The organism is Micromonospora sp. NPDC005172 (assembly GCF_040608555.1).
Taxonomy (GTDB): Bacteria; Actinomycetota; Actinomycetes; order Mycobacteriales; family Micromonosporaceae; genus Micromonospora.
The window spans coordinates 1-18214 of sequence record NZ_JBEXIL010000008.1 but is presented as its reverse complement, the minus strand read 5'-3'; the positions used below and the strand labels follow the sequence as shown (position 1 = coordinate 18214).

The window sequence follows — 18214 nt, the reverse complement described above, 5'->3', positions numbered from 1 at the left end:
GGGACGATCCCCCCTGCTGCCCTCCTCCGGGTACAGCCTGCGCTACCTCTGGAGTCACCGTTGGTCACCTCTGCCGGGGCGGTTGTCGGCGGGGATGTGGTCCATCGCGCCGTCGTCGAACGAGATCAGGCACCGCGCCATCTCGAAGATCCCTTCGCGAGGCGGCCTCCACCGGCCGCCTCCGCCTGTCCTACGAACGGCCCGACCCGGATTCGACGCCGTGGCGTATCAGGCGGTACAGGTCCTGGCGCACCGCCGGCCATCCGTCAGCGAGCGCATGCCGAGCGGCGCCCACCGCGTCGACGGCGGCCATCCCCTCGCCCAACGCCGTGTGCAGGGCGTGGACGGCGTCGGCACCGACGCGTACGTCCCCGTGCTGCGCCGTGAGACGGACGATCCTCCACCGGGTCTCCTCGTCCACGGTCAGCCCTCGCTCGACGGCCTCGACCGCCTGCCTCGCCAGGTCGTCGTCGCTGAACCGGAATCGTGCCGTCACCGCCCGGACGGCGAGCGTCAACGCTGCCCGCCGTACCGAATCCGACGCGGCCCGCAGCCGCGCGTCCAGGTCGGGCTCGTAGTGACCGAAGTTCGACGGCGGCCTCGGGTCGGACGGGATCGCGCCCAGCCGCACCGTCACCCACGGCCCGGCCTGCGGATCGGCCCCCTCGTCGCTCATCCACTCGGCAGGCAGCCGCACCCCGGTCCGCCACTCGACGAACGCCATCGCCGCGGACCGTACATAGCCGGTGCCCTGCGCGGCGCGTACGTCGTCCAGGTCGTCGGCGAAGGCGGACGGGTCATCGCCGTGCCGCCGCTCCGGGTCGTTCAGGTCCATCCAGGCGAGCACCCTGCCGTACACCGCGTACGTCAGGCCGCCGTTGCCGTTGATGGTCCACTCGACCGTGTGCACCCGGGTACCGTCGCTGAGCCAACGCAGCACCTCGGGCCGGCTCAACGCGCAGCCGTTGTCCTGGAACACCAGCACGTCGGAGCCGATCTGCGCCAGGTCGGCACGTTCGCCCGACTGGTCGTCACCGGGCTCGACACGCCTGGCCCGCAACCGCTGGATGACCCCGTCGACAGTGGCCTCGACACGCGCCGGCTGCACCACGGCCCAGTTCAGCCCCTCGGCGAGCCAGTCCCGCTCGCTGAGGAAGTCGTCGTAGTAACGCACCGCGTCCGAGACCATCGGCACACGGTACGACGATCGTCGCCGCCGGTGGTGCCGCTGCGTCGACCCGGCGATCTCGGGTGATCTCCTACGAGGCTCGCAGCGCTTCCAACCGGCTGCCGAGCCGACCGAGGAAGTCGCGGAACGCCGCCTCTCCGTGCGGTGTATCGATCTCGTCGGTCAGCGGACCGTCGTACCGCCCGGCCTGGACGATCGCGTCGGCGTAGGCGTCGGGACCGGCACCGAAGTAGCGGCGCTCGCCCATCGCCACGGCCATCTGGTCGGCCGTGTCGTCGTCCAGTTGGGGGGTGAACATCAACCCGTACAGGATCTGGTTGATGATGCCCTTCCAGTCATCAGTGGCCACTCGCAGAAACCCTTTCCGATTCCGGCAGTCAGTTCAGCCGGGTACGGCCGTCGAAGCCGAAGAGCGGGACGTTGTTGACGCCGTTGCGCCCCAGTTCGTCGGTGACCTGTCGCATGTGTTGCGGCGTCGGCTGGTAGTGCCCACTCGCCGAGGTCACGTACTGCACCCTACCGTCGACCACCGCGATCTCACCGGCCGCGGCGACGGGATTGCCGTTGCCCAGCGTGGAGTGGTGGAACTTGCCGACCTCCTGGTAGGTCGACGCGTAGATGTTGCCGCGTTCGTCCATCACGAAGATGGCCCGTCCCCCGTCCTGACTCCAGTGCGTGCTCGCGTTGCGGGTGTCGAACGGCTGCCCGTCCCGAGCGCTGCGCATGATGCCGTCCGAGTCGACGTAGACCCGGTGCTGTTCCCGCGCCGCATCGTCGAGGCGGTGTACGGAACTGGGCCGGAACGGGTTACCGGGGTGGTCGCCCATCGTCTCGTACCGGTACTTGTCCAGCATCGGCTTGCCCTGGTAACGGGCCTCCCGCAGGGGCCCCGGCACCGTGGGCGGTCGACCCGGCCCACGGCCCCCCTTGCGGGTGAACCGACGAAGCAGCGTCTTCGCACGACGGAGCAGCCGCGGAATGATCTCGTTGACGACCCGGTCGATGACTTCCTTGATGATCCGGCGGATCGCGATCCGGGCCGCGCCGATCGTGAGCGGGATCTGCGCCAGCGACGCACCCAGCGTGGGCGCGGCCGCCGCCAGGGCCATCGCCACCTGGATCACCACGATGATCAACTGGACGATCGTGAGGATCTTCTGGGTCAGCGTGATCACGGCCATCACCAGCAGCGCGGCGGCGATCAACTCGGCGGCTTCGGCACCGTCCTCGATGCGCCGGGTCGGCCCCTCCTCGCCTCGCCACATGGTGTCGAAGGCGGTGACGTCCCGGCCTCGGTTGGCGACGCCGACCATCGCGGCGTCGGCGTTCGCCGCGGTGCCCGCCGAGCGCAGCGTTCCGGCGAAGGCCGTCCACGCCTGGGCTGCCTCAAACAGCAGCTCCTCGTCGGCCTCAGGCCAGGTGAAGCCCACCCAGTTGAGAGCTTCGGCCAACTCAGGTGGCAGTTGCAGGCCCATTCGACAGCTCCAGTCCCGTGCACAGGTGGCGTACCCGTGTCGGTGCGGTTCGACGAGGAAACTCGGCGGAGTTTATCGGCGCGAGCGGCCTGGCGTGGCCCGGCCGGCGCGTGCCATCGCGGAGGTCTGTCCAGCTTGGAAAGTGTCGATGTCCGCCGGTACCGTTCCGCGAGTGGGATGGCTGACGGACCGGCGCCGTGACCTTGCCGGATGGTTGGTGACGCCACTGTTCACCCTCGTGGCGGCACCGGTGTTGGCCTGCGCCGTCGGATTGCTGGGGAACGTCGGAGACCACAATGGCCCCCCGACGCTGTGCACAGAGGCCGTCGCCGACAACATGTGCGAGGAGACCAGCCTCGTGTTGATCGGCGTGCACGTGGCGATCTCGGGGGCCCTGTGGTTGCTGCTCTGGCTCATCCCCTGGTGGCGGGGTCTTCGCGCCGTGCGAGTCCTCGTCGCCGTCGCCGCGACAGTCGTCCTCGTACTCCTACCGGTGCGGATGTTCGACTGGTCCATCCGGTACTTCTGACAACCGCTCCCGGTCGCGCCCATCCCGCTGTCGGGGACAGCTTTCCTGGATCTAGGGCTGGACGTCGTTGGAGAGGTTCATCCGGATCTCCGTGTTGCGGTACCCGGCGCGACGGAAGGCGGCCGCCATGGGCGCGTTGCCCATGTCGGTGGTGGCGGTGATGCGCGACTCCCCATTGGCCGCGTGAAAGCGGGTGATCTCGGCGAGCACTTCGTCCACGTAGCCACGCCCGCGGAACTCCGGCACCACCCCGAGATAGCCGACGTTCACGTTGTACGAGGTCGCGGAGGGAATCGCCATGCCCGCCACCTCCTCCTCGTGCGTGTAGGCGATCCGCCACCACTCCCGCTTGCCCGGTGCACAGAGATAGAAGTCCATCTCCTCGCGCGCGGTCGCGTCCACGCCCTTGGCGGCCAGGTTCGCACGGGTCTGGGCGTCCAGGCTGCCCTCGGCGATTCTCCTGAACACCGCGAGGAACTCCTCGTCGGAGGCCTCGGTGAACCGCAGCCGGCCGGTCACGGGAGGCACCCCGTCGGCGGGTGCCCACTCGAACTGCAGGCGCTCCACCTCCCGGGTGAGGCCCGCCGTGTGCGCGGCTGCCCTCCGCCACTCGACGGCCGCCGAGGTGGCGGGATCGTCGCGCCAGCCACCCGTCACGCTGATCCGGTACTGCACCGGCTCCGGGAACCCGGCCAGCGCGGCCCTCATCAGCTCGGCCGCGACTGCGGCACGGTCGCCCACCGCAGGGTCCACGTCGAGGCAGTCGAGCGCGACCGGATGCGGGCTGCCCTTCGGACCCCACCACAGCGCCCGCCCCACGACCTGACCGTCGTGCTCGGCGATCCAGGTCCATTCCGGCCGGTACATGCCGTCGGCCAGATCGGCCACGTACCGGTCGGCGGAAATCCACCCCACGGGCTCGGTCACGACCCAGGCGGTCACGCGGTCGAGGTCTGCGGGGGTGCTAGCGCGGTAGGAAATCACGTGCAGAGGCTAGCGATCTTCCTGACAGTCACCACCGTCAGCGCACGACCTCAGGGGACGGCAGGCGGCGGCGTTGTCTCCTAAAATCTCGTGGTGCATGACTGACCGCAGATCCTGGGGGTTGAGATGACATCGACGAACCCGGACGGGATCGACAAAGTGCTCACCGACACGCTGCGTGCGCTGTCCGCACAGCAGTCCGGCGGGGCGGACGGGGCGGACGTGCCCCAGCCTGAGGGTCACGGCGAGGCGGCGGACGGGATGGTGCGGGCCACCGCTGCGCCGCCGGGCCGGCTGACCGCGCTGGAGGTGGACCCGGGCCTCCGGCGGCTCGATCTCACAACCCTGACCGAGCACATCCTCACCGCCGTCAACGACGCCATGGCAGACCTGCAGCAGGCGACGACGTCCACCACGGAACAGGTTGACCTGAGTGACCTCGGGCGGCAGTTGACCGAGATTCAGCGGGATGCCGCCAGGCAGTTCACCACGTTCCTCGACGGGCTCGCCGACGCGCAGGACCGGCTGGGCCGCCGAGGCGGGTGACGGCGCCGTGCAGATCGACCCGGAGGGCCTCTCGGCTGCCGGCACCACCATGCGGTCGTTGGCGGACGGTTTCGCCGACAAGCTGACCGCCTTCCAGGCCCGACTGGCATCGATCGGTCCCGCCTTCGGCGACGACGAAACCGGGTCACTGCTCGGCGTGGCATACGACGAAGCGGCGGCGTACGTCTTCGAGTCACTGCTCGAGGCGCTCGATGAGGTCGGTTTCGCTGGCGACGACCTGACCGGGATGGCTCGTGCCCACGAAGCCAACGAGGCCGACACCGGCGACCTGTTTCGCGTGCTGCTCAAACGAATGGAAGGCTGACGGGTGGGTCTGCAGATTCCGGGTGAGCTGCGCAGCCTGCTCGACATCCTGGGCTACACCTGGCCAGCTTCTGACGAGCAGAAGCTCTTTGAGCTCGGCCAGGCCTGGTGCGAGTTCAGCAGTGACGTGGCCGAGTTCATTCAGCAGGCGGAGACGGCCGCCAAGGCCGCGCTGAGCGGCAACGAGGGTGCCGATATCGAGGCATTCCGTGCCTGGTGGGGCCAACAGGAAAGCCCTGTCGACAGCCTTCAGAGCAACGGAACCGGCGCGCTGGTCGGCGGTGCCGGACTCATGATCGCTGCCGCGATCGTACTGGCCCTGAAGATCGCGGTCATTGTGCAACTGGTCCTGCTGGCGATCCAGATCGCGCAGGCGATCGCCACCGCTGGCCCGACGTTCGGCGCCTCGCTGCTGGAGATTCCGGTGTTCCAGACGCTGACCCGCACCATCGTCGGCAACCTGATGCAGGAAGCCCTCTGGCGGTTGGCCGATGGTTAGGAACCGCACCGGCAAGATCGCCGCCAAGTTCGCCCGGGAATGGGTCAGAGACCTCAAGAAGGTCAAGCGGCGACGCCGCGGAAATCCGGACGCACGGCCTACCAGAAACGCTTCTCCCGCGCGGCAGGCCTCGTACCGTGCCCGTCAGGAGGCCGACCGCCAGCAGCGCAACGGACGGGTCAATGGCACCGCCGAGGCCGTGACCACGGCGGACGGGCGGCACACCGCCGTCTCGGTGAGCGACGGCCCCGACCGGATCTATCCGCACAACGGCGAGGTGGCCGGTGCGCTCGACCGGGTGCCGCAGAACCTTCGCGCGCCATGGCACGGCAACTGCGCGCTACCGCAGTCGTTGTCAAAGCTGCTGGACCGGGGCATCGACCCGCGCGGTGGCGCGATCGGGGCCGCACGGATTCGCGCTCCGGGTAACCCCGGACACGGCGCGCACAACCCGTGCTGCAACAGTTGTAAGTCGTTGCGCAACGAGTTCGACCTGAGAGAGGTGCTGTGATGCGGGGAGACGACCGCGCACTGCCGGACCGTGCGGCGCAGGCCCTCCGGATGGCGGGTTGGTCACCACGCCGCCGGATGGACGTCGGCGAGTGGGAGTCGGCGCTCGCCCCGGAGGGCTTTGCCATGCACGCTCCCGCGCGAGCCTTCCTCACCGAGTTCGGTGGACTGGTCGTGCCGGTGAGCGGTCCCGGTCGGGACTCGGCCCGCATCGGTGTACGGCTCGACCCACTGTTGTGCCTCGGTCAGAAGCTCTGGTTCGACAGCCTCTCCGGATCCACGGCCGGTCTGCTCTACCCGCTTGGCGAGGAACACGACGGGCACGCCAGCCTGGCCATGGACGAGGACGGCACGCTCTATCTGCTCTTCAACGACCAGATCAAGAGGATCGGCCCTGGCCTGACCGGCCTGGGCCGACTGCTCGAGGGCGAAGAGGCCCCGGCCGGGCGGTAACGGGCCGCGGTCAGCGAGGTTGCTTGGCGCTGCTGATGAACGCCGCCCAGGCGGCCGGCGCGAAGCTCAACACCCCGGCATCCGGAGCCTTGGAATCGCGAACGTCGACCCCGGTGCCCCGGTCCCGCACCTCCACGCACTGACCGTTGCTGCCGGAACGGCTCGACGTGCGCCAGGTGTTACGTTCCATGCTTGCTCAGCTCCTTGATGAACGTGACCGACTCGGCGGGCGACATCGCCAGCATCTTCAGATTGTCGTACGCCGCCGACAGCCGCGCCAGGTCGCGACTCGACTCAAGGAACAGCTCACCGGCCAGGGTTTCGATGTAGCCGAGCGGCGGCTCATCCTGCTCGAAGCTGAGCAGAACGAATCCACTGCTGTCAGCCAGGTGCGCGCCGGCCTCGAAGCGCAGCACCTGGATCGTCACGTTCGGCAGCCGGCTCTGCGCGACCAGGTGGTCGAGCTGCTCACGCAGCACGTCCGGGCCGCCGACCTCGGTGCGCAGCGACGCCTCGGAGAGGATGGCGTGCATCCGCAACGGATTCGGCTGCCGGCGCAACACCTCCTGCCGGGTCATCCGGGCGGCGACTCGCTGGTCGATGGTGTCCGGCTCCGTCTCCCGGCCGATCACGTTGACCTCGCGGGCGTAGCTCTCGGTCTGCAACAGACCGGGCACCAGCATCGGCTCGAAGTTCTTGAGCTCCACGGCCTCGATCTCGTACGCGATGTAGGTGGCGTACTTACCGCCGAGGCGCTGCCACCAACCGTCCTCGCGCAGCGCCCGCGCCTGGTCGAGCAGCGAGGTGCCCGGCTCCTCGTCGATCCTGACGCCGTACGCGACGAGCAACTCCATCACGTCACCGGCACGAGGCCTGATCTCGCCTGTCTCGATGCGGCTGATCCGCGACGGCGAGCAGTCGACGATGTCGGCCGTCGCCTCTCCGGTGAGTCCCTTGGCTTCGCGGAGCTTGCGGAGCTCCCGGCCCAGACGGCGGGAGCGTGGCGTCGCGGAAATGAATCGAGGCATGTCGTGATTCTGCGCCCTACTCGCATTTCTGCGTGCCCTAGCTCACGTGCTCGGCGTGTCGATCATGTGCGTCTCCTTGCTATGCATCACATGATGCGCAACGCTGATAGCTGTCGGCTACGAAGCGTCACCACGAGCAGCCGACAGACCGTCCGAGCTGGCCAGAGAGCGAGCGTGCGCATGATTTCCGAAGTCGTGCCGATCGTGTTCGGCGGCCTGGTGCCAGGTTTCCTGGTCGGGCTTCTCGCGTTCCGGGTCAAGTCCCGCTGGTGCCCGCGCTGCGGCGAGTCCACGGAGACCATGTCGTCATCCGCGGAGCGAGAGCGATGAGCGAATCCGGCAGCCGCCACCGCAACGAGCCGCCCATCGGGCGAAGGATGGCGGAACTCCGCGCACGACGCGGCATGAGCCAACAGGTGTTCGCCGACCGGATTCGCAGGTCGAAGAGCTGGGTGGACAAGGTCGAGCGAGGCGTCCGTACCCTCGATCGACTGTCGGTGATCGAGACGGTGGCCGGAGCCCTCGGCGTAGCGCCCGACGTGTTGCTCGCCGGCAACGCGACGCGGGAGTCGGTCGCCGACACCGGCGGTGACGTGGACCAGGTTCGCGCGGCGCTCGCCCGCTACGACCTGCCCGGTCTCGGCAGCGTCGACCGGCCAACGCCGTCGTTGGTCGAGCTTGACAGCCAGGCGGGGTACGCGTGGACGGCGTACCGCCACGGTCACCATCCACAGGTGTTACGGCTGCTGCCCGGCCTGCTCGCCGACAGCCGCCACCTCTGCCACCCGCACCCGCACGAGGCAGCGGATCTCTCGGTGCGAGTACACCGGCTCGCCGCCCACGTGCTGGTCAAGCTCGGCGAGGGCGACCTGGCCTGGCTGGCCGCCGACCGGGCAATGAGCGCCGCCAACGGCGACCCGTGGCGCGGCAGCCTCGCGGCGATCTCCCTTGCGCAGGCACTGCGGACCCTGGGTCAGAGCCGGCTGGCGATGACGGCCGCCATGGACGCCGTACGCCAGATCGACCTTGCACGGCCCGACCCCCGCCGCACGGGCGTAGCGGGGACCCTGCTGATCGAAGCGGCGCTCGCCGCCGCCATCAGCTCGGACGTCACCGCTGCGGGTGAACTCACCGAGCGCGCGGCCCGCCTCGCGGCCGACGCCGGCTGCCACGACCACGACGGCATCGCGTTCAGCGCCACTGCGGTAGACCTCGCTCGCGCGCTGATCGCGACGTGGTCCGGGGATCACCACCTGGCCGTGCTCAGACACCGACGGGCCATCGGCGCCAACGGCTGGCACCTGCTCCCCGCCGAACATCGAGCCGCCCACCTGATCGACATCGCACGTGCCCACCTGAACCTCGGCGACACGGGCGCAGCCGGCCAGGCCCTGGTCAACGCCGATCGCGTCGCGCCTGCGGAGATGCGGACCCGCCCCGTGGCCCGGGAGGCGCTGACCGCCGCGCTACGAGCCGGCCCAACAGCAGCCGACGTGGCCCGCTTGGCCGCCGCCGTCGGACTGACCCGGCGATAGGTCGCCGTTCTAGTCGCAGAACATCGACGACCGTAGACTGCCCGCCGTGGGATATTCGGTGTGGCCTTCCGGCCGTCTGCACCTACCGGAGTCGGACGATGCCGCTGCGACCGCCGTTGCCAAGGCAGCCATGGCCGAACAGAGTCGTTGGTACGAGCCCGACATGGCTGACGTGAGTGACCGGCTCGTCGACATCGCGTGCGAGGCCAGGGCCTCGATCACCCGCGACGGGGACTGGATCGAGTTCGATCACGACGACGAGGGCGACCCCAAGTGGTCGCACCAGGCCATCGCCTTCTACGTCGCGATCGCGCCGTTCGTCCGCTCCGGGGTCGTCCACTTCGAAGGTGAGGACGGCGCCCGCTGGTCCTACATCTACGCCGACGGACGGATGACCCAACAGGGCTGGCTCGGCTGGGACGGATCAATCGAGCCGTTCGGCGAGTACGTGGATGCCCCTTCCCCGGAGTAGGGAGGGGCAGAGCCTCGAGGTCTTGCTGCCCTAGCCTGGCCGCTCGCAGAAACCACCGCGTGCCGGAAGCATGGATCCGAGGCGTTCGCTGCCAAGCCAGAGGCGCACGGAAGATCGAATAAGCTGCCCGCGTGACGCGATACGTCCGTGACGCAGCGTCCAGCCTGAGTGCCCGGGCTCGCCGCTTCGTGGCAGTCCATGGAGTTTGGCTCGACGTGCCCTCTGTCAGTGACTGGCGCGAGCAGTGGGAGGCCAACGGCATTCCGTCGGAAGTCGTCGACCGGGCGGAGAGCTATCAGGCTCGCTGGGGCGGACTCGCCCTACCTCCGTCGTTCAGCTACGACGGAGGGCCGCAAATGCTGCGCGCCGACACACCGGAGTGGGAGAACGACCTCCCCGAGCCGGGCTGGTGGTTCGAGGCAGGACCGCAACGGACGGCGTTGCCGTACTCCTTCCTGATCGGACCTGACGGAAGCTTCGGCATCGCCATGGACAGCTGGGTGCCTCTGCACGTCCGCATCGAAGGCTGGGTCGAGTCACTGGCGCTCGCCGAGTCGGCAGAGCAGATCGCAGAGACGGTTACCAGGCTTTCTGGCGACGCGGTTGCCGACCTTGACCTCTCCGGTATGCGACCCGTGCCAGAGACTGCCGGCATTGTCGACACCTGGTGGCATGAGGGAGGCTCGCTGATCGCGATCTACAACGGCGAAGCGGAGCTGTTCGGACGTCCCGACTATCGGGTTGCGCGCGTCTACTCCGGCAACATCGACATGGAGTGGCTGTAGGAGGCATGGATCCGAGGCGTCCGAGGAGGCTGTCGCCCGTGGCAGAGTGGGATGAGCTCGATGTGGCCCGCAGTCGCTTGCCCGTGGGTGAACACGTCACGGGCCAGGTCGTCCGCATACCGAGGCCCGGAGCGATCGGGCTGCTCGTGGACCTGGGCCAGGATGTGGAGGGCTTCGTCGACGTCCTCGTCCTGCCTCACGACCCAGCCGAGTGGCCTTCGGTTGGCGCAGTGCTGACGTTCGAGGTTCTCCAGCACCGGCCAGGTCAGGTGCGTCTCTTCCCACTCGACGCGTCGTTCCGCTCCCGGACCTACCTTCCCACCAACCTCAGCCCCGAGAAGTGGCTGGCCCTCAAGACGCGCTTCCCGATCGGCTCTGCTGTCATCGCCACCGTCACTCACCTCTTCACCTCGAACAGGGAGTACGTGGTGCGGTTCGAAGATTGTTCAGCAGCGCTGGAATGGACCGGCCAGGCCCCGAGGGTTGGCGCCACCGGCAGGTACACGATCACGCGCCACCTGGATCACACTCGACGCGTCGTGCTCACGCCGGCCGATCCAATCCAGGATTGATCTGGACGGGGCATCCTTGCGAACCGCCCGCTCATCATCGGCATGACTTGATCAGCTCAGGGCCCGTCCGCGACCGCACTGCACGGCACGCCAACGCTGTGCAACGCGGTGGAATCTGGAACGGACGCGCGGTGTGAGCCTTGCTCGGCGTTGCTAGCGTCGTGGCTACTTCTGGGAGGCGAGCAGGTAGGACGGCGCGATGGCCAGCAGCGGAAGTACAGCTAGCTCGGCGAGTCGGCGTGCCCGCGCGCCGATGTTCGTGATCGGCAGCGTCGTGGCGTTGGCCGCCCTCATCGCGCTGGGGTACCGGCTGAGTACCGACCCGCGGGCCGGGCACGGAGGGGCCGCCATTCGCGTGGCGCTGGCTCCGGGAGCTTTTCTGGTGCTGTCCTGGCTCGTCCGCCTGGTTCAGTGGTGGGCTGCCGCTCGTGCTCCCGCGAGGCGCGTCCTGGTGACCGCGCATCTGGCGCAGGGAGGGCAGTCGAGAAGCGCGGGGCGGGTCACCGCTGCGGCGCACGCCGCAAGCGCCGCCGGCGGGTCCGACACCAGCCCCCAGGGATACTCCGTGTGGCTGACGGTGAGCGGCCGGGGCAGGGGCGGTGTCCTGCACCAACGTGTCGTCTGGGAACCGTGGTTGCGCGAGCTGACCAGGTCGCGTCAGGCTACGATCCGGCACGGGCCCGGCGTCAGCGTAATCGACGTGGCCGGTTACGGGCGGCTCTGGCCGGCGAGTTTCACGCTGCTCCGTCGTCCCTACGGGGTCAGCCTCATTCCGTTCCGCACGGCTTGGGAGTTGCCGAAGAACAGGAGCCTCTCGTACGGCCGTCTGGCCTACCTCTTTCTCGTGTTTTTCGTGCTCGGCCTGGCCGACATCGTCGCCCAAGGTATGTGGGCGCTGCTCGGGTGGTGGGCGGCGTACCTCGTCGCCTCGATGGCCGCCATCGGAGCCTGGTTCGGCCTCGTTCCGCCCGGCGTGCGTTGGGAAGCAGCCCCTCGGGGCCACGCCCCGACGACCTCCTGACCACGGACGCGATCGAGCGAACAGGCGGCGACCTCGGCCAGACCCTCATCTCCCATCAGAAACGGTCGCCTGCTCCTGCGGCCACACCGCGGGCCTCAGAGCCATCTCCGCCATGAGTCCGGGGCCGTGCCGGCGCGACCCGCTTTGCGGTGCTCACTCGGGAGTGGTCAGGGGAACTGGCTGCCCTTGCCTCGCTTCGAGGACCACCCGTTGGCGCAGAGGCTGAGCCAAGGTCAGACTGGCAGTTCGTCGGTAGCCGACAAGCGTGCATACCTCGTTGGCGGCGTGGGGCTGGGCGATAACGATTACGACGACGGCGTTGGCCGACTCGACCGCCTCGGCGTGGTAGTCGGCACCGCACGGTCTGGTTGCCGGTTCCCGAGTACCAGTGAAGGTGACAGTCAACCGGGTGCCGGCCCTGGTACTGGTGGCTGATTCGATGGAGATGCCGGGTGGGGAGTTCCATGGCGGCGGTGTCACGGTGACGGTGTCCGCACCCTCAGCGTTGATAAGCGCCTGCTCGTAGCGGGCCAGGGCCTCACCCGCTTGCTGGCGCATCTCCCCCAAGCTTTCTCCCTTGGGTAGTGCACCCTCATGCGGGTCGTTCACCTCCGAGTTGCAGCCAGCCAGCACTACCAAGGCCGCACCCCAGAACAGGCAGCGCCGACGAACCATCATCACGCACCTCCGCCTCGCCTGAGCACACCGGCCGGATCCGCACGGTCGACCGATGTGCGGCCTTCGGCAGCCATCAGGGGGTCGATGGCGACCAAGAGTATCGACGGAGGACTGGCTGTCCAGACCAATCGTCGAGCATCAGGTGAGACTAGAGAAAGCCGTCGATGGCTGCCCTCCGTCGGCTGACGTGTGACAGTCGTCCCAAACCGATCCGCGACGTCAGCGCGGATGGCGGCAGGAGAGAAACTTGCGGGCCAGCCCGGTAAGCGCCGATCGCGTACCGTGCACCCATGTCAGTGCCATCGCCCGACACGATGCAGGTGGCGCCGGCCCCTACCCCACCAACTCGCCGCCTCCGCACGGTTGCGATCTCTCTGGCGCTGGTCGCCGTAGGGCTGATCGGCGGCTTCGGGGCGGCCAAGCTCGGCGACGATCCGCACACTGCCAAGCCGGAGCTGCTCGTTGGGACGGTCACCTGGTCGAACGACGAAACCAGGTCCATCGCGTTTGCCGAAGACGGGGCGCTCCGGAACCCTCTCGATGGCGACACGATCTACTCCGTGATCGCCGAAAGCTGGCAGGACGCGCGCGGGACACTGCACAACGAGGGCACGTATCCCACCTGCCTGGTCGGCGAGGAGAACGAGCCCGCCTCAGTGGACCGGCACCGTGTCGAACTTGAGGTCCTACACCGAGACACGGGCGGCGCTTCGCCACAGCACATCGCCGTCCACGTCCACTGCCTCGATTGATGGCATCGGACCTCGATGCGGCTCGCCTGGCTCGTCGGAAGCATGGCCGACCAGAGGCAAGTGGTGGGCCGGAGGTACCACCATGCGAACCAGGCGGTGACCATCGCCGGTGACCCGCTGCCCCTGCGGATGCTCAGGCCAGGAGCGCGGCTCGGCGGCCCGACGCAGGATCAGGCGATCTGACGAAGATCGCTGCCGTAGTCGAAGATGATGCGCATCCGAGCGCCCAGCGCTCGGGCGTACCGGCTCAGGGTCGCGACCTCGTTGGCCTCCAGGTCGCCGTTCTCGATCTGGCTGACTCGGCCCGGCGTGACCCCCATCAACTCGGCCACCTGCCGCTGAGTGAGACCGAGCCGTTTACGCTCCTCGGCGAGGTGGAATGCGCTGACCCACGCCTCGGTACGGGCACGCTCCACATCGAGCGCGTCGTCGTCCCCGTCGTGCAACTCGGCACGGATGTCGTCCCAGTCATGGAAGTCGCCCATCAGCCCTCCCTCCGCTTCCTCTCAAAGGCGAGCCAGCCCTCGTACGCGACCTCGGCGACCGGGATCGCTTCCTCATACCATCGAGACCAGTCGCCGGCCTTGTTGCCGGCCACCAACAGCACCGCCTGCGACCAGGGATCGAAGACGAACAGAACTCGGATGGCGACTTCCCGCCCAGATCTTGGTCGCAGCTCCTTGAGGTTACTGATGTTCGAACCTTTGAGCGTGTCGACCAGTGGACGCCCCAGACCCGGACCGGCGTCAGCGACGCATGTCGATCGCCACGTTGACCGACCGGTAGGTCGCCGGATCGGTTTGGCGGAGCGAGCGCAACCAGTCGCGTACATCGCTTGTCGTTCTGATTGCCCAGCGACGATCGGGGCCGTGAGGCATGGGGCTAACTATAGCCCAGCCTATACCTCGGGACAGCATACGAACCGAGAAGCGCAGGTCGAGAGCTGAATGACATCGGTCGGTGGGGCGGGCGGGACTCGAACCCGCGACCGAGGGATTATGAGTCCCCTGCTCTAACCGGCTGAGCTACCGCCCCGGAACCGCGCGGATCTTATCCCGCCCGGTGGATCACGGGCCAGCGCCAATGCGGCCCCGTCCCATCACCGCCGCCGTCGCCACAGCAGCACGATGGGCAACGCGAGGATAACAGTGAGCAGCCAGGCTGCCACAACGACGCCCCAGAGCCACTCTTCGCCCGGCTCGGTACCGGCGGCGACCATGACGTAGGTCACCAGCAGGGCTTACCGCGCCCACCACGAAACCGGCGGCACCGCTGATCGCGATCATCCCGACCTCCCACCAGGGGCGATCGTCCTCTTTCGAGGCGCGGGGTCAGCCGGCGCGCAGCTCCTCCAACACGGCACCGGCGGCCCGCCAGCCGCTGGCGAGAGCGCCCTGGATCGATGGGCTGTCCCGGTGGTCACCGGCCACGAACAGCCCTTCGGCGAGCGCGACGGGCTTGCGCAGCCGTCCCTGCGGAGGCGGGGCGGCGGGCAGGGCGTCCGGGATGGACACGGTGGTGAGGTGCGTCCAGTCGGCGGTGGATCGGCCGTACAGCCGGGTCAACTCGGCCCGGACGGTCGGCTCGGGCGGGGCCGTCGGGCCGACCACCGAGGTCGCCACCAGGTGCCGCCCGGCCGGCGCGTACGTGCTGGCGGCGTTGCTGAGCACCACCGTGTTCGCCACGATCTCCCGACGGTCGCCGTCGACGAGCAGGATCGGCTCGGCGAGCGGCGGCTCGGGAGCGCTGTGGTAGTACGTGGTGTAGCTGTGCATGCGTACCCTCGCCAGAGCCGGCAGCAGCGCGGCCGCGGCGGGCGGGTCGACGGCGACCACGACGGCCCGGCAGCGGATGTCGCCGGCCTGCGTGCGGACCAGGCCGGGCGCGACCTGCGCGACCGGGGTGTCCAGGTCGAGCAGGTCGGTGGGGAGCGGGTCGGCGATGACCCGGGGCAGCGCGGCCATCCCCTCGGCGGGCAGGCCGATGCGGCCCCGGGCGAACGAGCGCAGCACCATCGCGAACACGTGACTGGAGGTCGCCAGCTCGCGGTCGACGAACACACCCGACAGGAACGGCCGCAGCAGCTCCTCGATGATCGCGTCGGAGAGGCCGGCGCGGCGCAGCGCCGTCTCCGTGGTGGTCTCGGGCGCGGCCAGCAGCCGGGACGCCGGCAGCGTCGCGCACCCGGTAGCGAGCGCGGCGAAGCGGAGCCGGTCGGGCAGCGAGCCGACGTCGGCGAGCGCGGTGCGCGGCCCGCCGGTCGGCTCGCGCAGCGGGTTGACCAGCCGCAGCAGGTCGTCACCGCGGCGGACCAGGACACCGGAGGTGAAGTACCCGAGGTTCAGGCGATCGGTGTCGAGCAGCGCCCCGAGCCGCGGGTAGGCGGTGTTGAGCACCTGGAAGCCACGGTCGATCAGGTACCCGTCGACGACGTCGGTCGCCACCCGGCCCCCGAGCCGACCGCCGGCCTCCACCAGCCGCCAGGGCACGCCGGCGCGGTGCAGCCGGCGGGCCGCGGCGAGGCCCGCCAGGCCTCCGCCGACGACCACCACGTCGGTCTCAGCCAGCATCGCGCGCCTCCCGCTCACCGTTCGTCCGGGACAACCGGCCCGGCCACCAGATCTTCGGCCCGATGTCGTACGCGAGCGCGGGCACCAGCAGCGACCGGACGATGATCGTGTCGATCAGTACCCCGATCGCGACCGCCGTACCCAACTCGACGAGCACCACCAGCGGCAGGACGGCGAGGGCGGAGAACGTCGCGGCGAGCACGATCCCGGCCGACGTGATCACCCCACCGGTGACGGCGAGGCCGGCCAGCACACCGGCCCGGGTGCCCCGCCTGACGGACTCCTCGCGGACCCGGCTCGTCAGGAAGATGTTGTAGTCGATGCCGAGCGCGACCAGGAAGACGAACGCGAACAGCGGGAACGACGAGTCCACGCCGGGAAAGTCGAAGACGTGGCGGAACAGCAGCGCGCAGAGGCCGAGGGTGGCCGCGAAGCTGAGCAGCACCGTGCCGATGAGCAGCAGGGGCGCGAGGAGCGCGCGCAGCAGCAGGGCCAGGATCACCGCGATGACCACCAGCACCACCGGGATGATGACGTTCTGGTCGCGCCTCGCGGCGTCCGAGGTGTCCACGTTGATCGCGGTGAACCCGCCCACCACGGCGTCCGCGCCGGGCACCTGGTGTACGGCCACCCGCAGGTCACGAATGGTGCGCTCGGCACCGTCACTGTCCGGCGCGTCGGTGAGCGTCGCCTCCAACTGCACCCGCCCGTCGACGACCTTCGGGGCAGTATTCGGGTCGGGAGGACCGTTCTGCTGACCGCCGCTGAACGGGCGGACCGCCGCCACCCCGCGTACGCCCTGCGCCACCTGGGCCACCTGCTGCGCGGCCCGTTCGGTGGCGAAGATGGTGGCCGGACTGCCGGTGCCGGCCGGGTAGTGCCGGGCGATCACCTCCTGGCCGTCCACCGAGTCGGTGCGCTGGGTGAACAGGTCGGACTGACCGAGGATGGTCGCGCCGAGCTGGGTGAGGCCGAGGGTGAGGATCGCCAGGACGACGGCCGTGCTCAACCAGATGGGACGGGCGTGGCGGGCCACGAAGCCGGCGATCCGGCTCCAGACGCCGTGCTCGGCCTGGGGATCGGCCTGGTCGACCCGGGGACGTCGGGGCCAGAACGCCCACCGGCCGCCGAGCACCAGCAGCGCGGGCAGGAAGGTGAGCATCACCAGCAGCGTGGCGGCGATGCCGATGGCGGCGACCGGGCCGAGCGCCCGGTTGGAGTTGAGGCTGGACAGCAGCAGGCAGAGCAGACTGACGATGACCGTCCCGCCGGACGCGATGATGGCCGGCGCAGCACCCCTCCACGCGGCACGCATCGCGCCCCACGGTCGCTCGTGGCGGTGCAACTCCTCTCGGTAGCGGGCGATCAGCAGCAGCGCATAGTCGGTGCCGGCACCGAACACCAGCACGGTGAGGATGCCCTGCGCCTGCCCGTTGAGCTTGAGGATGTCGGCGTCGGCGAGCAGGTAGACGAAGACCGACGCCAGCGCGTACGACATGCCGGCGGCCAGCAGCGGAAAGATCCACAAAACGGGGCTGCGGTAGACGATCAGCAGGATGACCAGCACCACCACCAGCGTGACGAGCAGCAGTGGCCCGTCGATGGCGGAGAAGACCTCGATCAGGTCCGCGAGCAGACCGGCCGGGCCGGCGACGTCCACGCTCAGCCCGTCCCGGTCACCGCCGGCGATGTCACGCACCTGTTGGACGACCGCGCCGATCTCCTCACCCTCGGCGTCGTACACCGGCACGACGACCTGTAGCGCCTGGCTGTCCGCACTGGGGATCGGCGGTGGCAGCGGAGTGACCACGCCGGGCACCCGGGCGAAGCGGGCCACGTCGGCGGCCACCCGCTGCCGGTCGGCGTCGGTGATCCCCGACGATCGCTCGTAGACGACAAGCGCCGGCGTCGTCTCCCGATCGACGAAACCACCGGCGAGGTCCTGGGCTCGGGTCGCCTCGGCGTCAGTCGGGAGGAACGCGGCGTTGTCGTTGGTGGAGACCTCACCGAGCCGCCCAGCGTACGGGCCGGCCACCGCTCCGATCACCAGCCAGGCCAGCACGACCACCACCGCGACCAGCGTGGCCCGGCCGAAGCCCCCTCGTCCGGTCATTCGCGCTCACCCCAACAATCGACGCATCAATCGACGCAGTGGGAGTCCAAGTCGACGTCGACCATCCTGCCGGCCAATCGAGCCCCAAGCGGCCCAAACCCTCCCATTCCACCGCCCCGTGCCCCGCGCCCCGCGCCCCGCGCCCCGCGCCCCGCGCCCCGCGCCCCGCGCCCCGCGCC

The 18214-nt window shown here is 69.3% G+C and carries 25 protein-coding genes, 1 tRNA gene and 1 pseudogene; 13 read left to right on the top strand and 14 right to left on the bottom strand.

Annotation, left to right across the window (positions count from 1 at the left end; genetic code table 11):
• Positions 1 to 190 precede the first annotated feature (190 nt).
• From ABZV06_RS07585 to ABZV06_RS07575, 3 genes are all read right to left on the bottom strand, one after another.
• Positions 191 to 1189, bottom strand: coding sequence for a DUF6461 domain-containing protein (locus tag ABZV06_RS07585; protein WP_355619494.1), 999 nt, complete (start codon positions 1187 to 1189; stop codon positions 191 to 193).
• A gap of 70 nt (positions 1190 to 1259) precedes the next feature.
• Entirely contained in the window at positions 1260 to 1538 is a 279-nt protein-coding gene (locus ABZV06_RS07580) for a hypothetical protein (RefSeq protein WP_355246237.1), read from the bottom strand.
• A gap of 28 nt (positions 1539 to 1566) precedes the next feature.
• Positions 1567 to 2664, bottom strand: coding sequence for a hypothetical protein (locus tag ABZV06_RS07575; RefSeq protein ID WP_355246234.1), 1098 nt, complete (start codon positions 2662 to 2664; stop codon positions 1567 to 1569).
• A 172-nt stretch (positions 2665 to 2836) separates the two neighbouring features.
• Here ABZV06_RS07575 and ABZV06_RS07570 point away from each other — a divergent pair, with 172 nt between their 5' ends.
• Positions 2837 to 3193, top strand: coding sequence for a hypothetical protein (locus ABZV06_RS07570; protein WP_355619491.1), 357 nt, complete (start codon positions 2837 to 2839; stop codon positions 3191 to 3193).
• Between the two features lie 51 nt (positions 3194 to 3244).
• Here ABZV06_RS07570 and ABZV06_RS07565 read toward each other — a convergent pair whose 3' ends face one another.
• A complete protein-coding gene (locus tag ABZV06_RS07565; protein ID WP_355619489.1) occupies positions 3245 to 4177 on the bottom strand; it encodes a GNAT family N-acetyltransferase in 933 nt (310 codons plus the stop codon).
• Between the two features lie 126 nt (positions 4178 to 4303).
• Between ABZV06_RS07565 and ABZV06_RS07560 the strand changes: the two genes are divergently transcribed.
• From ABZV06_RS07560 to ABZV06_RS07540, 5 genes are read left to right on the top strand one after another with little or no spacing between them, the layout of a single operon-like run.
• Complete coding sequence (locus ABZV06_RS07560) at positions 4304 to 4723, top strand: YbaB/EbfC family nucleoid-associated protein (RefSeq protein WP_355619486.1); 420 nt, start codon at positions 4304 to 4306, stop codon at positions 4721 to 4723.
• Positions 4724 to 4730: 7 nt separating this feature from the next.
• Positions 4731 to 5048 carry a hypothetical protein gene (locus ABZV06_RS07555; protein WP_355619483.1) on the top strand — a complete coding sequence of 106 codons (318 nt, stop codon included), beginning with the start codon at positions 4731 to 4733 and terminating at the stop codon, positions 5046 to 5048.
• 3 nt (positions 5049 to 5051) lie between these two features.
• Positions 5052 to 5546, top strand: coding sequence for a hypothetical protein (locus ABZV06_RS07550; RefSeq protein ID WP_355619480.1), 495 nt, complete (start codon positions 5052 to 5054; stop codon positions 5544 to 5546).
• Entirely contained in the window at positions 5539 to 6057 is a 519-nt protein-coding gene (locus ABZV06_RS07545) for a hypothetical protein (protein ID WP_355619477.1), read from the top strand. The genes ABZV06_RS07550 and ABZV06_RS07545 overlap by 8 nt, the downstream gene beginning before the upstream one ends.
• The gene (locus tag ABZV06_RS07540) at positions 6057 to 6509 is read left to right on the top strand and encodes an SUKH-3 domain-containing protein (RefSeq protein WP_355619475.1); all 453 of its coding nucleotides are present in this window, start codon (positions 6057 to 6059) and stop codon (positions 6507 to 6509) included. The genes ABZV06_RS07545 and ABZV06_RS07540 overlap by 1 nt, the downstream gene beginning before the upstream one ends.
• Positions 6510 to 6519: 10 nt before the next feature.
• Here ABZV06_RS07540 and ABZV06_RS07535 read toward each other — a convergent pair whose 3' ends face one another.
• Together ABZV06_RS07535 and ABZV06_RS07530 are read right to left on the bottom strand one after the other, a co-directional pair.
• Positions 6520 to 6699, bottom strand: coding sequence for a DUF397 domain-containing protein (locus ABZV06_RS07535; RefSeq protein WP_355619472.1), 180 nt, complete (start codon positions 6697 to 6699; stop codon positions 6520 to 6522).
• Complete coding sequence (locus ABZV06_RS07530) at positions 6689 to 7537, bottom strand: helix-turn-helix transcriptional regulator (protein WP_355619469.1); 849 nt, start codon at positions 7535 to 7537, stop codon at positions 6689 to 6691. Before ABZV06_RS07530 ends, ABZV06_RS07535 begins: the two co-directional genes overlap by 11 nt.
• A gap of 180 nt (positions 7538 to 7717) precedes the next feature.
• On the opposite strand from ABZV06_RS07530, the gene ABZV06_RS07525 reads away from it, so the two are divergent.
• From ABZV06_RS07525 to ABZV06_RS07505, 5 genes are all read left to right on the top strand, one after another.
• Positions 7718 to 7867, top strand: a complete 150-nt coding sequence (locus ABZV06_RS07525; protein WP_355619466.1) for a hypothetical protein — start codon at positions 7718 to 7720, stop codon at positions 7865 to 7867.
• Positions 7864 to 9072, top strand: a complete 1209-nt coding sequence (locus ABZV06_RS07520) for a helix-turn-helix domain-containing protein (RefSeq protein WP_355619463.1) — start codon at positions 7864 to 7866, stop codon at positions 9070 to 9072. Before ABZV06_RS07525 ends, ABZV06_RS07520 begins: the two co-directional genes overlap by 4 nt.
• Positions 9073 to 9235: 163 nt before the next feature.
• On the top strand, positions 9236 to 9544 hold the full coding sequence (locus ABZV06_RS07515) for a hypothetical protein (RefSeq protein ID WP_355619460.1): 309 nt from the start codon (positions 9236 to 9238) through the stop codon (positions 9542 to 9544).
• Positions 9545 to 9759: 215 nt separating this feature from the next.
• Positions 9760 to 10329: a hypothetical protein gene (locus ABZV06_RS07510; protein ID WP_355619457.1), complete on the top strand. Its 570-nt coding sequence runs from the start codon at positions 9760 to 9762 to the stop codon at positions 10327 to 10329.
• 38 nt (positions 10330 to 10367) lie between these two features.
• Complete coding sequence (locus tag ABZV06_RS07505) at positions 10368 to 10901, top strand: hypothetical protein (protein ID WP_355619454.1); 534 nt, start codon at positions 10368 to 10370, stop codon at positions 10899 to 10901.
• A 165-nt stretch (positions 10902 to 11066) separates the two neighbouring features.
• On the opposite strand, the gene ABZV06_RS07500 is transcribed toward ABZV06_RS07505, so the two are convergent.
• Entirely contained in the window at positions 11067 to 11195 is a 129-nt protein-coding gene (locus ABZV06_RS07500; protein ID WP_355619451.1) for a hypothetical protein, read from the bottom strand.
• Between the two features lie 406 nt (positions 11196 to 11601).
• Here ABZV06_RS07500 and ABZV06_RS07495 point away from each other — a divergent pair, with 406 nt between their 5' ends.
• The gene (locus tag ABZV06_RS07495; protein ID WP_355619448.1) at positions 11602 to 11922 is read left to right on the top strand and encodes a hypothetical protein; all 321 of its coding nucleotides are present in this window, start codon (positions 11602 to 11604) and stop codon (positions 11920 to 11922) included.
• A gap of 153 nt (positions 11923 to 12075) precedes the next feature.
• Here the strand turns inward: ABZV06_RS07495 and ABZV06_RS07490 are convergent, their stop codons facing one another.
• Positions 12076 to 12489 carry a hypothetical protein gene (locus ABZV06_RS07490; protein WP_355619445.1) on the bottom strand — a complete coding sequence of 138 codons (414 nt, stop codon included), beginning with the start codon at positions 12487 to 12489 and terminating at the stop codon, positions 12076 to 12078.
• Between the two features lie 401 nt (positions 12490 to 12890).
• Between ABZV06_RS07490 and ABZV06_RS07485 the strand changes: the two genes are divergently transcribed.
• Positions 12891 to 13352, top strand: a complete 462-nt coding sequence (locus ABZV06_RS07485) for a hypothetical protein (protein WP_355619442.1) — start codon at positions 12891 to 12893, stop codon at positions 13350 to 13352.
• Between the two features lie 170 nt (positions 13353 to 13522).
• Here ABZV06_RS07485 and ABZV06_RS07480 read toward each other — a convergent pair whose 3' ends face one another.
• The 6 genes and pseudogenes from ABZV06_RS07480 to ABZV06_RS07455 all read right to left on the bottom strand — a co-directional run bounded on the left by ABZV06_RS07480 (position 13523) and on the right by ABZV06_RS07455 (position 18035).
• Entirely contained in the window at positions 13523 to 13837 is a 315-nt protein-coding gene (locus tag ABZV06_RS07480; RefSeq protein WP_120727370.1) for a helix-turn-helix transcriptional regulator, read from the bottom strand.
• A pseudogene (locus ABZV06_RS07475) lies at positions 13837 to 14230 on the bottom strand (type II toxin-antitoxin system RelE/ParE family toxin). Before ABZV06_RS07475 ends, ABZV06_RS07480 begins: the two are co-directional and overlap by 1 nt.
• Before the next feature lie 83 nt (positions 14231 to 14313).
• Positions 14314 to 14387: transfer RNA gene (locus ABZV06_RS07470), tRNA-Ile, on the bottom strand.
• 64 nt (positions 14388 to 14451) lie between these two features.
• Entirely contained in the window at positions 14452 to 14583 is a 132-nt protein-coding gene (locus ABZV06_RS07465) for a hypothetical protein (RefSeq protein WP_355619439.1), read from the bottom strand.
• 100 nt (positions 14584 to 14683) lie between these two features.
• On the bottom strand, positions 14684 to 15922 hold the full coding sequence (locus tag ABZV06_RS07460) for an FAD-dependent oxidoreductase (protein ID WP_355619436.1): 1239 nt from the start codon (positions 15920 to 15922) through the stop codon (positions 14684 to 14686).
• On the bottom strand, positions 15912 to 18035 hold the full coding sequence (locus tag ABZV06_RS07455; protein WP_355619433.1) for an MMPL family transporter: 2124 nt from the start codon (positions 18033 to 18035) through the stop codon (positions 15912 to 15914). Before ABZV06_RS07455 ends, ABZV06_RS07460 begins: the two co-directional genes overlap by 11 nt.
• Positions 18036 to 18214 lie beyond the last annotated feature (179 nt).

Bases quoted from the DNA above. Each gene is read 5' to 3' on its own strand.
- ABZV06_RS07455 (WP_355619433.1), bottom strand. From the start codon at position 18,035: ATGACCGGACGAGGGGGCTTCGGCCGGGCCACGCTGGTCGCGGTGGTG.
- ABZV06_RS07525 (WP_355619466.1), top strand. From the start codon at position 7,718: ATGATTTCCGAAGTCGTGCCGATCGTGTTCGGCGGCCTGGTGCCAGGT.
- ABZV06_RS07500 (WP_355619451.1), bottom strand. From the start codon at position 11,195: ATGAGGGCGGCCAACGCCACGACGCTGCCGATCACGAACATCGGCGCG.
- ABZV06_RS07545 (WP_355619477.1), top strand. From the start codon at position 5,539: ATGGTTAGGAACCGCACCGGCAAGATCGCCGCCAAGTTCGCCCGGGAA.
- ABZV06_RS07540 (WP_355619475.1), top strand. From the start codon at position 6,057: ATGCGGGGAGACGACCGCGCACTGCCGGACCGTGCGGCGCAGGCCCTC.
- ABZV06_RS07485 (WP_355619442.1), top strand. From the start codon at position 12,891: ATGTCAGTGCCATCGCCCGACACGATGCAGGTGGCGCCGGCCCCTACC.
- ABZV06_RS07460 (WP_355619436.1), bottom strand. From the start codon at position 15,922: ATGCTGGCTGAGACCGACGTGGTGGTCGTCGGCGGAGGCCTGGCGGGC.
- ABZV06_RS07560 (WP_355619486.1), top strand. From the start codon at position 4,304: ATGACATCGACGAACCCGGACGGGATCGACAAAGTGCTCACCGACACG.
- ABZV06_RS07585 (WP_355619494.1), bottom strand. From the start codon at position 1,189: ATGGTCTCGGACGCGGTGCGTTACTACGACGACTTCCTCAGCGAGCGG.
- ABZV06_RS07535 (WP_355619472.1), bottom strand. From the start codon at position 6,699: ATGGAACGTAACACCTGGCGCACGTCGAGCCGTTCCGGCAGCAACGGT.
- ABZV06_RS07515 (WP_355619460.1), top strand. From the start codon at position 9,236: ATGGCTGACGTGAGTGACCGGCTCGTCGACATCGCGTGCGAGGCCAGG.
- ABZV06_RS07530 (WP_355619469.1), bottom strand. From the start codon at position 7,537: ATGCCTCGATTCATTTCCGCGACGCCACGCTCCCGCCGTCTGGGCCGG.
- ABZV06_RS07480 (WP_120727370.1), bottom strand. From the start codon at position 13,837: ATGGGCGACTTCCATGACTGGGACGACATCCGTGCCGAGTTGCACGAC.
- ABZV06_RS07575 (WP_355246234.1), bottom strand. From the start codon at position 2,664: ATGGGCCTGCAACTGCCACCTGAGTTGGCCGAAGCTCTCAACTGGGTG.
- ABZV06_RS07520 (WP_355619463.1), top strand. From the start codon at position 7,864: ATGAGCGAATCCGGCAGCCGCCACCGCAACGAGCCGCCCATCGGGCGA.